This is a genomic window from Burkholderia pulmonis, from assembly GCF_984667975.1.
On sequence record NZ_OZ480186.1, the window covers coordinates 773201 to 785916 of the forward strand.

At 59.6% G+C, this 12716-nt stretch carries 9 protein-coding genes; 8 read left to right on the forward strand and 1 reads right to left on the reverse strand.

The annotated features are described in order from the left end of the window. Positions 1 to 68 precede the first annotated feature (68 nt). The 5 genes from AC5LXK_RS03620 (at position 69) to AC5LXK_RS03640 (ending at position 6824) form a co-directional block, all read left to right on the forward strand. The gene (locus tag AC5LXK_RS03620) at positions 69 to 2015 is read left to right on the forward strand and encodes a glycosyltransferase family 61 protein (protein WP_493390349.1); all 1947 of its coding nucleotides are present in this window, start codon (positions 69 to 71) and stop codon (positions 2013 to 2015) included. A 128-nt stretch (positions 2016 to 2143) separates the two neighbouring features. Continuing rightward, positions 2144 to 4162, forward strand: coding sequence for a KpsE/RkpR family capsule polysaccharide export protein (locus tag AC5LXK_RS03625; protein WP_493390350.1), 2019 nt, complete (start codon positions 2144 to 2146; stop codon positions 4160 to 4162). 11 nt (positions 4163 to 4173) lie between these two features. Then, positions 4174 to 4971 carry an ABC transporter permease gene (locus tag AC5LXK_RS03630; protein ID WP_493390351.1) on the forward strand — a complete coding sequence of 266 codons (798 nt, stop codon included), beginning with the start codon at positions 4174 to 4176 and terminating at the stop codon, positions 4969 to 4971. Next, the gene (locus tag AC5LXK_RS03635) at positions 4968 to 5615 is read left to right on the forward strand and encodes an ABC transporter ATP-binding protein (RefSeq protein WP_493390352.1); all 648 of its coding nucleotides are present in this window, start codon (positions 4968 to 4970) and stop codon (positions 5613 to 5615) included. Before AC5LXK_RS03630 ends, AC5LXK_RS03635 begins: the two co-directional genes overlap by 4 nt. Before the next feature lie 150 nt (positions 5616 to 5765). Further along, on the forward strand, positions 5766 to 6824 hold the full coding sequence (locus tag AC5LXK_RS03640) for a hypothetical protein (RefSeq protein WP_493390353.1): 1059 nt from the start codon (positions 5766 to 5768) through the stop codon (positions 6822 to 6824). A 101-nt stretch (positions 6825 to 6925) separates the two neighbouring features. On the opposite strand, the gene AC5LXK_RS03645 is transcribed toward AC5LXK_RS03640, so the two are convergent. Next, positions 6926 to 8734 (reverse strand): pectate lyase family protein, encoded by a 1809-nt coding sequence (locus AC5LXK_RS03645; RefSeq protein WP_493390354.1) that lies wholly within the window; start codon positions 8732 to 8734, stop codon positions 6926 to 6928. 461 nt (positions 8735 to 9195) lie between these two features. Between AC5LXK_RS03645 and AC5LXK_RS03650 the strand changes: the two genes are divergently transcribed. From AC5LXK_RS03650 to AC5LXK_RS03660, 3 genes are read left to right on the forward strand one after another with little or no spacing between them, the layout of a single operon-like run. Further along, complete coding sequence (locus tag AC5LXK_RS03650; RefSeq protein WP_493390355.1) at positions 9196 to 10401, forward strand: capsule polysaccharide biogenesis protein; 1206 nt, start codon at positions 9196 to 9198, stop codon at positions 10399 to 10401. Continuing rightward, positions 10394 to 11185 (forward strand): SDR family NAD(P)-dependent oxidoreductase, encoded by a 792-nt coding sequence (locus AC5LXK_RS03655; protein ID WP_493390356.1) that lies wholly within the window; start codon positions 10394 to 10396, stop codon positions 11183 to 11185. Before AC5LXK_RS03650 ends, AC5LXK_RS03655 begins: the two co-directional genes overlap by 8 nt. Continuing rightward, positions 11182 to 12714: an LTA synthase family protein gene (locus AC5LXK_RS03660; RefSeq protein ID WP_493390357.1), complete on the forward strand. Its 1533-nt coding sequence runs from the start codon at positions 11182 to 11184 to the stop codon at positions 12712 to 12714. The genes AC5LXK_RS03655 and AC5LXK_RS03660 overlap by 4 nt, the downstream gene beginning before the upstream one ends. Positions 12715 to 12716 lie beyond the last annotated feature (2 nt).

The following is a 12716-nucleotide window of genomic DNA, read 5'->3' on the forward strand; positions in this document are numbered from 1 at the left end:
GCACGAACAGGAATGTTGGGGCAGGGAAACAAGGATGACCTGTCTAATGGAAATTGGGGAGTGATCGAATGGATAGTTCTTATCTGGTAAGTAATTTCCGGGCAGTCGACAAGGATGACGAGTCACGAAAAAGATCCGCGCTGGAATATGCTTATCAAGTGAGTGGGCTGAATTGCACGTTCGATCAGTTTTTGAGCAAGAATTCCGAGTTCGTCAGGAATTATGTGTTCGGCGGCGAGGCTGACGACTATTACTTCACGTCGATGCTGGCTACGTTCGAACAGCATGAAACCGATCTTGATGCATTTTTTGCTGCCGTACTCAACAAGATCGTTCTGCAACTCGAATTCCAGACCCGGCACTTCACGTCCGGCTACGGTCCCGAACTGTTCGTCTGCGACGCACCCAAGAGCCACTTTCGCGTTGCGGTTGCCAACGCCAGCACGACGGCCGGGCTGCTGTTCGGCGATCCGGCCCAGCAAGTGCTTCCGGAGTGGGCCGGCAATCTCCCGCACATCGAGTACACCTTCCACAACATTCATTGCCGCAATTTCCCCGATCTGGGCCAGTTCGCCGAATCCATTCGTCGAAAGGTCGGCGCGGTGGCGCTGTCGTTGCCGGCCGACGTCGATCACGTGAAGATCGCCGAACGGTATGCGGCGCTCGCGGGCTGGGTCGACGAAAACACGACCTACGTGTTTTGCGGCAAGAAATCCGTTCTGCAGAACGTCAAGCGGAAGCTGGAAGAGAAATACCCGGACGCCGTCGTGCAGAGCCGCGAATACACGCTGAATTCGTTGGCCGCGCGCGAGGAGAAGGCTATCGTCCTGGTGGACGGCTTGAGCGGCCTGCCCGACATCGAGATCGACTGCTTCGATATTCTCGACTGCAGTTTCACGACGGCGGCCGCCAGCGGCAACGCCGATTTCCGCAATCTCAGTTTCGCGGAAACCGAATTCTTCAAGCCTGTCGAGCCCAAGAAGGTGATCAGCTTCTCGCCGATCTCGACGGAAAACACGTTGAAGATGTCATCGGAGATCCAGTTCTTCAACGATGTCGTGACGATCAAGAACGGCTCGATTGCGGCCCAGCGCGGCACCGTCGATTCGACCTACCTGCATTTTGCCGAAAGCGGCGAAATTGCAATGGACGCCGGCAACGAAATTGCCCGCACGGAGATGACCGAGCTCTACAGAAGCGGCGTCAACGTGGAAGGGGTGGTCACCGCAAAGCTGCGACAGGCGCGCATCCTGAACGTCACGGGACCGGCCATGCCGCTGGCATTTACGCCCGACGTGCATACGTTCTTCTCCCATTTCATCCTCCAGTGCTTTCCCCGGATCCTGATTCTGCGGGAGCTCGGCATTCCGCACGCGAAGATCATCGTCCCGCACAACCTGCGTGCGAAGCAACTCGCGATGTTGCGGCTCGCAGGGATTGTCGATGACCAGATCGTGAAGATGCCGCCGGGCGTGATCGTCAAGGCCGACGAGCTGATCGTGCCGCGCGCGTGGCCATTGGCGATGTCGTCGTTCACGATTCGTATCTACGAAGAGTTGCTGGGGCGTGTCGTGAAGACGAAGCGCCGCCCGATCAAGAATCTCCTGATCAGCCGCGAAAGCCGCCGGACCTGGCGGAACATGGTCAATTACGATTCCGTCCGGAAAATTCTGGTCGACCGGTATCGTTTCGAAGAGGTCAAGCCGGAACAGCTGACGATCGAAGAAGAAATCGACCTGTTCAATCAGTCGAAGGTACTGATCGGCGCGGAAGGGGCGGGGATGTACGCGTCCTGCTTCTCGCAGGAAAATTCACACGTCGTCAGCATCTGCGACGAAGACTACATGATGCCGATTCTCGGCACCATCGGACGTCTGCGCGGGTTCAACCTGTACCACGTCTTCGGCGAAAGCTTCCGGTCCGCACGTGATGTGAATCGACGTCTGCCATATGGCCATTGTGATTTTGCAGTCAACCCCCTCGACGTGGCGGGGTTGGTGGAACAGTTGATATAAATTTGCAGTGAACCGGTTTGGATAACTGCCAGGTAAATACCGTGAATATTAGTAATTCTGAAAAACGCGCTGACACTTCCTCACGACAGGATCGTGTCCTCTTCGTCGGGGAGGTGCAGGCACTTGGCATGTATCGCCATTTTCAGCAGGTTTTCGAGAAGAGCAAGGCAGAAATGCCGGATGTCCATTTCGTCGATACGAACGACGACGGCTGCCTCGATTCGGTCAAGGCGCTGGTCGGTGGCGGCGCCCGGGTCGTCCTGCAGATCAACCCGAATCGCCGGGTCGTCTGCGCCGAGATCGCGAATTTCCTCGAACAGCAGGTGGGCACCTCGGTCGTCAAGGTGCCGATGCTCCTGTGTTCCGGCCTGTGGCCCTATGACTGCTTCGACAGCGGGCTGCAGCAATCCGGCTCGTCGATCGCCGGCACGCGTGGCGATTCGAAGCTCAAGGCGCTAGTGCAATCCGACGATGTTACCGAGGAGGAAGTCTTCGAATACATCGGCGGTGACGGATTGAACGAGTCCGAGGTGGAGGCGGCATTTGAAGCGGACAAGGAGCAATGGAGCGTACTGCAGAGCGAATGCGGGTGGAACTTCCGTGATTACCTGGTAGGCAATTTCTCCAACAAGAAACTGTTCAATTCGCATACGCTTCCGTCGAATGCGTCGCTGGGCTTGCTGATTCAAAAAATCGACGGCTTCCTCGAATTGAATGCTGCCGATCGCGCGGAATCGCAGCGGCTGATGTCGCTTGCCGAGCTCCTGCAACCGGAGACGCCGATCCATCCGAGAATCGGTGCGATCCTGAATCTCGCATGGCTCACGGATGGTAAGAAGTTCGATATCTACGGGCGCAAGATCGACTATCAGCGTTGGGTCACGGAGTACGCGAAATTCTACGCGCCGATGCTGGAGTTTCCGCGGAGCCGATTCACCGAGCGGTCGTCCGGTGCGACGAAGGCGACGGGCGACGGCGGCGCGCGGCATGTCGCGGCGAGGACTTCTGTCGGCCAGGGCGCGTCGAATCCGGATCACGGTTCCGCGAGCACCCTGCTCGGGAGAATGGACCGGCTTTTCGTGCTGTGCGTGATCGTGCCGTTTGTCGTGTCGGCCCTGTACTTCGGCTTGATGGCATCGGACATTTACGTCTCGCAATCGTCCTTCATCATTCGTACACCGAGCAAAACCAACCAGTCCGGCGGCTTCGTCGGCCAGTTGCTGCAGAACACCGGCATTTCTCGCGCGTCCGACGACACTTATGCCGTCAACAACTATCTGACGTCACGCGATGCACTGGCTTCGCTGAACGCGGGGGCGCGTTACGAAACCGCCTACAGCGGCGGGAAGGCCGACCTCTTCAGCCGGTTCGGCCTGCTGCCGCAGCGACGCACGTTCGAAGACCTGTTCAAGTATTTCCAGGATCACGCGAACGTCCAGTTCGATACCGATACAGGGATTTCCACGCTGGAGATCCATGCGTTCTCGGCGCCGGAGGCAAGGGATCTGAACGAGCGTCTGCTCGAGCTCGGCGAGAAGCGCATCAATCAGATGAACGACCGGGCGCAGCAGGATCTCGTCACGTACGCCCAGCGCGAGGTGGTGCTGGCGGAAACGAACCTCAAGCAGGCAGCGACCGCGCTCTCCCAGTATCGTGAAAAGCAAGCTGTTTTCGATCCGAATCTCCAGTCTTCGTTGATCCTGCAGAGCGTAACCAAGCTGCAAGGCGAACTGGTGGCGAGCAAGATCCAACTGGCGCAGTTGCGAGCGGTGTCGCCGAGCAACCCGCAGATCGGAGCGCTCGAGGTGAAGATCAAGTCGCTGCAGGACCAGGTGGACGCAGCATCGAAGAACGTGACCAACGGACAGTCGTCGTTGGCGTTCAAGAGCCCGGCTTATGAGCGACTGGAACTCGACAAGCAGTTTGCCGACAAGCAACTGGCGGCCGCGGTGATGTCGCTCGAGACGGCCCGCAGCGATGCGCAGCGTCAGCACTTGTATCTCGAACGCATTTCGCAACCGAACGAACCGGACAAGCCGCTGTTGCCGCGTCGCCTCAGGACCGTGCTGGCGATTCTCGCGATCGGGTTTGTCGTCTGGTGCACGCTGAAGCTACTCATTGCCAGCATCAAAGAGCATCGCGACTGAGGTGGCTTAAATTGAACATCCATTTTCGAGAGCTGACCGACTCATTGAAAATTCAGGGGCGCGTCCTGTACGCGCTCCTGATGCGGGAAATCATTACCCGCTACGGACGGCACAACATCGGTTTTGCATGGCTGTTCGCCGAGCCAATGCTGTTCTCGATCGGCGTGGTGATCCTCTGGAATGTCGCGCATAACGAGGGAACGAGCCATCACATCAGTGCGATCGCCTATTCGTTGACCGGATACTCGACCATCCTGGTATGGCGAAACACGATCGGCCGATGCGTGATGGCGGTCGAGCCGAACGCGGCGCTTCTGTATCACCGCAACGTACGGGTCATCGACTTCTTTCTGGCGCGCATTCTTCTCGAGCTGCTGGGTACCACGTTATCGATGTTGATCCTGTTCGCCTTTTTCATGGCAATCGGGCTCATCCCGTTTCCGTACGACGTGATGAGCATGATCATCGGATGGGTATTGCTGTGCTGGTACGCGGGCGCGATGGGCCTGCTGGTCGGCGCGCTGGTGGAGTTCAGCGAGGTTGTCGAGCGACTGTGGCACCCGATTGCCTATTTTCAGCTGCCGGTTTCCGGTGCGCTCGTGATGGCTGCGTGGCTGCCGGTGTCGGCTCGAAACATCGTGCTGAAATTCCCGGTTGCCAACTGTGTCGAGCTGTTTCGCTACGGATACTACGGGAATGAAGTCCGGACCTATTACGACGTCTCGTATGTCGTTCTGTGCAACCTGGTCCTGACCTGCCTGGGTTTGTTTGTCGTTTCTGCGGCTTCTCGCCGAGTGGAGCCCGAATGATAGAGCTCGATGACGTCAGGAAATACTATTCGACCCGCAACGGGCAGCGGCTGGTTCTCGACGGCGTAAACCTGACCATCAATCCCGGCGAGCGGATTGGCATATTGGGCAGGAACGGCGCGGGCAAGTCGACCATCATTCGCCTGATCAGCGGCTCCGAACTGCCGTCGTCCGGACGGATTTCCCGGAGCATGAGCGTTTCCTGGCCGCTGGCGTTTTCCGGCGGATTCCAGGGGAGCCTGACCGGGCTCGACAACCTGCGGTTCGTATGCCGGATATATCGGGCATCGTTCGAGAAGGCGTTGCCGTTCGTCGAGGAGTTCTCCGAGCTGGGGGAGTATCTGGCAGAGCCGGTGAAAAAGTATTCGAGCGGCATGCGTGCGCGCCTCGCATTCGCCATTTCGATGGCGGTCGAATTCGACTGCTTTCTCATCGATGAAGTGATCGCCGTCGGCGATCGAAGATTCCACGAGAAGTGCAAGTATGAATTGTTCGAGAGGCGCAAGGATCGCGCAATGATCCTCGTTTCGCACGATGCGATCACGGTGAAGGAGTATTGCGATCGTGCCTGCGTGCTCGAAGGTGGCAGGCTGCATCATTTTGATGACGTCGACGATGCTTATGATTTTTACAACCACATCTGACGGTACTCTGACGGCGCTCGCTTTTTGAGCGGACGTCGTTCGGGACGGCCGGAGGATGGGCTGGAGATGCAGCGGGAAGGGGGAGGGCATGTGCGCGACAGACTTCATGCCTGAGTCTTCCGGGGTGGTGAAGACCAATACAAGGACAACATGAAGATCAACAGGCGTGAATCCAGGAATCGAGCGGATCGTCTCACGTTATATCGACTGCTCTCGAATTCGTTCGTCAGCGAAGCCGTGGGGAAGGAGGCGTGGATCGCGCACACCAGGAACAATGTCGAGCTCTGCAGGTTTCTGGACGGGCTGGATCGCAGGAATCTATACCGCATCATTTTTGATCGTCCGCCCGAGAGTGTGTGGGGGATCGGCTCGGCGGCCGAACTGAATCGAACGGCTGACCTCGAGCTGTTTCATGACCTCATTTTCTCGGAGGAGAACAAGGTCATGGGCGAGATCATTTATGCGAAAACAGTCGAAAGCCGGGGGATGGATATCTTCATCCATATCCCGAAGACCGCCGGGACGACAGTCAACAATCTCCTCGAGGCTGATGCGACTCTGCTGCGCAATGCCTGCTTCGACATTTCGACGCTTGTGGCCATGTATCGGGAAGAGCCGCAGTCGCGCCAGATCATTTTCTCGGGGCACCGGACGCTGGAGTTCTACGATCGCTCCATCAATCTGAGCGATATCGGGGTAATTTTTACGTCCATTCGAGATCCGATCGACATCGCGATATCGTATTTCAATTTCGCCTTTACGATGGTTCGCAGCAACGACGAGGCATGGGGTGCGCAATGGCGACCTTTTGTCGAGGAGTGGCAGAGCTCGGGCGATGGTCCTAGTGACTGGTTCGTGAATTACTGCGGGTCGGAATTTTTCCGCCGCAACGTTTCAAATATATATTTTGATTATCTCGGGGAGCCCGGTAATTCTCCGGACGATGCGCGGGCGATCGTGGACAACATGCTCAGATTCGGCGTGTTTGCGGTCAGGTCGGATCGTGTCAATGATTTCATTGCCAATTCGGACGACGGCGAGAGGCTCGAAAAGAACAAATCCGACGTGGTGGTCACGCGCGATACGCTGAGCTTCGATATTCTTCTTCATCTGCGCCGGCTGATGCCGACCAACATCGAGTTCTACGCGTTGCTGGACAATTTCTCGACGTGGAGAAAATCCGGATACATCGATTTCAGGGCGGTCTGATTGCCTTGCGTGTGATGTAGCGCCGATCGGGTGTCGGTTCCTGGTCGATGCCGGCAAACGGCATCGACCGGCCGGCATCCCGCCGTTTCGGGGCCGGCTGCTTATTGCGGCCACCAGGTCCAGTTCGGGCGAGAGGAATAGGTAATGCGCAAGGTGTCGCCCGGTGCGACCGGAAAAAGCGCGTCAGGCGCCGAGTTGAAAAGCGGGTGGCCGTTCAGGTCGATCGACGAGATCTTCCCGCCGCGGATCGACACGAGCGCGCGTGATCCTAACGGGTTCTTGAATGCCTTGCCGGATGCCGGAAACTGCGGTGAAACAGTGGCCCGGTTTCCATTGAAGCCCGGACAGTCGGTAATCTGGTTGTCGCTCACGCCCGCATTCGCGACACCGTTGGTGGGAGACTGGTTGCCGTTCAGGTCCACGGCGGTGACCGTCACGTTTCTCGACGACGGAGCAATCGCGATGCCTTGAGCCTGGTTTCCCGTGCCCCTGCCATACGTATCGCCGCCGACGCGTCCGCCGGATATGCGAACGCCTGCGGCATGCTGGCCGATGTCGATACCGTTGCCTTCACCGACTTTCAGGAAACTGTTTCCGAATATGTTGGGCGACGGGATGTTGATGTTCTGGCCACCAGCCAGATTGATTCCGTGTCGACGCCATCCACTCACTTGCGCCGGGGACAAGGTGGCATTGATCACGGCTTGGGAATACGTGCCTCCCCGGTTGGTGCCGTCTATCACGATGCCATCGAGGCCTGAGCCCGACTGGCCCTTGATCGTCGAATAAATCGAGAGCTGGCCGATGTACTGGGAGCCGTTGCCCGACGGTCCGCCGACCCATACCCCGGCACGACCGGCGCCGTCGATGTATCCGCCCGGCGCCAGAGTGGGCTCCAGTATCAGCTTGTTGTCGGCGCCCTGTTCGATGTGCACGTTGTCGACCGTCGATTGGCCGATATAGTAGGTGCCGTCGAGCGTGACGTGTTCTCCCGCAAAAATGGCAATGCCGTACTGCCAGCCTTTCAATAACGGCCCATTGATGTAGGGGCTCGATATTTCGACTTCGGTCGGCAATTCGACGGCGCCGGTCGATGCCTTGTAGCCTGAAGCGGCACTCAGGGGCAGCAATGAAATGGCAGTGTGGGAATTGTGCGTCGGCCCGGCTTCCGGGTCGTAATTTCCGGGAGCAACGATCTGATCCAGTTTTACGCCCTGTCCGCCATACAGGAATAGGCCGTATGCGCCGTTTGTAAACGACGCGCGAACCGTGGACTGGATAGGCGACAGCAGGACGACGTGCGGTTTGGTCTTGACGACGGCGTTGGTGTGGAAAAAGCCGATGTCGATGATGTCGTTGCCGACCAGGGCGGTGACCGGGTTTGTGCCGACGATGATGTCGACGATGTCTGAACGAGTAGCGATGACGGTCGCGGATTTGCCGGCTCCGCGTAACCGGATGTGGGAGCGCGTTTCGCGCAGGGTCGAATTGACCAGGTACACGCCGGACGGTAGGTCGCAGGTGCCTCCGCGTCGCTTGCTCGCCTGGTAGTCGATGCAGGCCTGGATGGCCTTCGACACGTCGATGCTGGCGGTGCCGGCTTTGACATCGGCGATTTGCGCCGGCGACATGAAATCGAACACGCTGTCGCTGTCCGACAATTTGTCGGCGATCGTGCGGGGGACACTGCCGGAGGCCGGCAGCTGGAATAACCGCACCGAATCGAAACGGGCGGTATTCGCGCCATTTTCAGCGTGAGGGGTGAGATCGTCCGCGTATGCGGGGGCCAGGCAACCGCAGCCCGCAAGACCGATTCCCAGGAGCCACGCGATTGCGGTAGTCCGGTGGTATTTCCCGGTATCGAATTCGCGCTTCTTTTCTTCATTCCGGAAAATGCGTGTTGCTGCCACCCGATGAAGTCGAAATGCCCGACCCAGTATCGTTCGCATAATAATCGGCGTCGATAGCGTGAAGCCTATTAAGTTTCTACTTGACGCGATAGCAGTACATCGATATCGTTTGTTCCCTGTTTTCATGTCGTCCTTTCGATTCCTGCGCGGTCGCTAGGGAATTTCGGCGGCCGGCTGCTGCCACGGGGCCGTTGGCGGTTGCTGTGTTGCATATGACCGTGGTTTGCCCACTGGCGTTCTGCCAGACCGGGGCACGAAAGCGATTTGCAGGGCATGGCCTTTCGCACCCCCCATCCGCGGGAGCAATTTCCGCACGCTGTCGTTGGGTTTGTCACATTCGGAGTGGTATATTTGTCGGCCGTCGTAGGGCGGCGGCGGCACGGTCCGGCACCGTAGTGTGCACGCGACCAGTATCAACAAGAGCAGGCCAATTTTTCGAATAAGTCCGCGTTACCCATACCATGCCTCGCTCATTTCTTGTGCTGCAAGGCACGGCGTCGTCTTTCTTTGCCCGACTTTCAGACGCGCTTCGCGCGCGTGGTCACGTCGTTCACAGAATCAACTTCTACGGCGGAGATTGGTTCTACGACGGACACGGTCCCAGCGTGAACTACTGCGGCAAGCCGTCGGATCTGACTGCCTGGTACGCCGATCTCGTGCGTCGCGAGCATGTCACGGATGTCATCATGTTTGGCGACTGCAGGGAAGTTCACCGGTACGTCCATCCGATCTCGGAGTCGCAGGGGCTGCGTGTACATGTGTTCGAGGAGGGCTATGTTCGCCCTCACTGGATCACACTCGAGCGCCACGGCGTCAATGGCCGCTCGCGGATGCCGACGAATCCTGCCGAGTATCTGCGCCAGCGGGATCACATCCCGGCCGCGCAACCCGGGCAGCCGACCGGCTACAACCTCTACGAACGCGTCTTTCACGACATCACATATCGCGTGGTCAACGCGCTGCTCGCGTGGCGTTTTCCCCGCTATCGTAGCCACCGGCCGCGCAACGGGGTCGTCGAATACGCAGGGCTGGCGTTTCGCGCGCTGCTGCAGGGGCGCCATCATCGTCAGGCCGACGCTGTCACGCGCGAACTGCTTGGCGCCGGCCGACCGTATTACCTGTTCCCGCTGCAACTCAACTCGGATGCGCAGATCGTCGTGCATTCGCCGTTCGACGGGGTACGCGACGCGATCGATCATGTTGTGCGCTCGTTTGCCCGGCACGCGCCACGCGACGCGACGCTGCTGATCAAGAACCACCCGCTCGACACCGGCATGATCGAATACCATCGTTTCGCGTTGTCGATCGCGCGCGACACCGGTATTGGCGATCGGGTCCGCTTCATCAACTCGGGCCACCTGCCCACGCTGCTCGAGCATGCACGCGGCGTGGTCGTGGTGAACAGCACGGTGGGCCTGTCGGCTTTGCACCACGAGCGCCCGCTAGTGGTGCTCGGGACCGCCATTTATAATATGCCCGGCTTGACTTGGCAGGGAAAACTGGACGATTTCTGGCGCGACGGCGATCTGCCTGACATGCACCTTTATCACGCCTTTCTGGACTACGTGATGCATCACACGCAAATCAACGGTGATTTCTACACCCGGACCGGCATCGAGATGGCGGTCGCGGGAGCGGTCGAGCGCCTGGATCGCGCGGATGCCTGATCAACTGCCGCGCAGCGTCGTCATCACCGGTGCAAGTGCCGGTCTCGGCCGCGCGCTCGCGCTTGCCTATGCGCAGCCGGGCACGACGCTCGGCATCGTCGGGCGCAACACCACCGAGGTCGATGTCACGGCGGCGGCGTGCCGTGCACGTGGCGCCACGGTCCATACGGGCGTGGTCGACGTGCGCGATGCGGCGTCGATTGCCGCCTGGTTGACCGATTTCGATACCCGTCACCCGATCGACCTCCTGATCGCGAACGCTGGCGTGGCCAGCACGATCGCCGATGCGAGTGACTGGGAGGGTCTGGAGCGCACGGCTCGCGTCATCGACACGAATCTGTACGGCGCATTGCATACGGTCCTGCCGGTCATCGACCGGATGCGCGAGCGCAGGCGCGGCCGCATCGCGATGGTCAGTTCGATCGCCGCGCTGCGCGGCATGGCGATCTCGCCCGCCTATTGCGCGAGCAAGGCCGCGATCAAGGCCTATGGCGATTCCGTGCGCCCGCTGCTGGCGCGCGACGGCGTGCGTGTCACGGTCATCCTGCCCGGCTTCGTGAAGACGGCGATGAGCGACGTATTCCCCGGCGACAAGCCGTTCCTCTGGAGTGCCGAGCGTTCGGCCGCCTACATCCGCCGACGGCTCGATGCGGGTCGAAGCGAGATCGCATTTCCCGGGTTGCTCGCGTTCGGCATGCGCCTCCTGCCGTTGCTGCCCGTCGCACTCGCCGACGCGATCCTCGACCGCCTGTCCTATCTGCCGTCGAAGGACCGGGCCAATTGAGCGCGCGTCTCGCCGTGACGCTGACGGCTGCCGTCGCGCTGTCGTTTGCGGTCGACGCGATCGCTGTCCCGCGCGCGCCGCTGCGGCGGCCGGTGTTGTCGTCAGTGCTTCATATTCTGGCCGTACTCTTTGTCTTCGACCTGGTGTTCGCCGTCACGTCGCGGCCGCTGTTTTCGGCCTGTGCATCGCTCGCCCTCGTCGGTCTTGTCGCCGCAGTCAGCAATGCGAAGTATGAGTCGCTGCGTGAGCCGTTCGTATTTACCGATCTGAGCCTGTTCAGTCAGTTGTTCTCGCATCCCCGTCTTTACCTGCCGTTCCTGAGCGTCGGCAAGGTCGTCGCGATCGGTGCCGGCATCGTGCTCGTGATCGCGGGCTTCGTCGCCGAGCGCCCCGTGCTTGCGGGCCCGCGCGCGCTGGTCTGGCTGACGGCCGGGCTGTCGTTCATGCTGGCCGTGCTCGTGGCCGCCCGGGTGCCGCTGGCACTCGATCCCGAGGCCGACCAGCGTCGCCACGGTTTTTTTGCCGTATTCGTGGCCTATCTGCTCAACGGCTTGCGTCCCGCGACGTTCCGGCGGTTCCGCGAGATCGTGGCGGCGGGGCCGTTCGCAACGGGCAAGCCGACGCGACGCCCCGACGTGATCGTGATCCAGAGCGAATCGTTCTTCGACGCGCGCCGGCTCGGAAAGGCGGTCGAACCGGGGCTCTTCAGGCGCTTCGACGACGCGCGTCGCGAGGCCGTCTGGTACGGCGAGATGACGGTGCCCGCCTGGGGGGCGAACACCATGCGAACGGAATTTGCGGTGCTGACCGGCACGGAATCGTTGTCGCTTGGATATGCGCGTTTTTATCCTTACGCATTTGTAAGAAATAAAATCGCGTCGCTTGCATCGTGGTTCGACCGTTGCGACTACGACACAGTCGCGATTCATCCCTATTACGCTGATTTCTTCGGGCGCGACCGGGTATTTCCGTTGCTCGGCTTTAGGCGCTTTCTCGATATCCGCCACTTTGCGTCCGCGTCCCGTGCCGGCCCGTACGTGGCGGACGCGGCCGTGTCGGAGTCGATCATCGCGGAACTCGAGGCGGCAGACGTCGGTCACCCGCGCTTTATTTTCGCGATGACAATGGAAAACCACGGCCCGCTGCACCTGGAGCAGGTTTTGCCTGGAGAATCGTCTTCGCGGCATACTCTCGGCGAGGATGCATCCTGGCGCGATCTGACGGCATATCTGCGGCACGTCGAAAATGCGGACGCAATGATCGGGCGCCTGATCGATTACCTGCGTACCAGCAATCGTGAAACGATCGTTTGTTTTTACGGCGATCACGTTCCCGCTCTGCCTCGTGTCTTTCATAAGCTGGGCGTTACTCCGCAACGCAGCGACTACTTCATTTGGCGAAATTACGGCGCAGTTGACGCGAAATGCCGGAATTTGGCGGCCGAGGAGTTGGGGGCGGCACTGCTGCGTGTGGTACAAGATGACGGAAATCGTGCGGAAGAGCCGTGCGCATCCGAGAAAGCGACATAAAA

What these genes read in the sequence shown, in the direction of transcription:
- AC5LXK_RS03620 (WP_493390349.1), top strand. Translation starts at nt 69, where the DNA reads ATGGATAGTTCTTATCTGGTAAGTAATTTCCGGGCAGTCGACAAGGAT.
- AC5LXK_RS03625 (WP_493390350.1), top strand. Translation starts at nt 2,144, where the DNA reads ATGTATCGCCATTTTCAGCAGGTTTTCGAGAAGAGCAAGGCAGAAATG.
- AC5LXK_RS03635 (WP_493390352.1), top strand. Translation starts at nt 4,968, where the DNA reads ATGATAGAGCTCGATGACGTCAGGAAATACTATTCGACCCGCAACGGG.
- AC5LXK_RS03640 (WP_493390353.1), top strand. Translation starts at nt 5,766, where the DNA reads ATGAAGATCAACAGGCGTGAATCCAGGAATCGAGCGGATCGTCTCACG.
- AC5LXK_RS03650 (WP_493390355.1), top strand. Translation starts at nt 9,196, where the DNA reads ATGCCTCGCTCATTTCTTGTGCTGCAAGGCACGGCGTCGTCTTTCTTT.
- AC5LXK_RS03655 (WP_493390356.1), top strand. Translation starts at nt 10,394, where the DNA reads ATGCCTGATCAACTGCCGCGCAGCGTCGTCATCACCGGTGCAAGTGCC.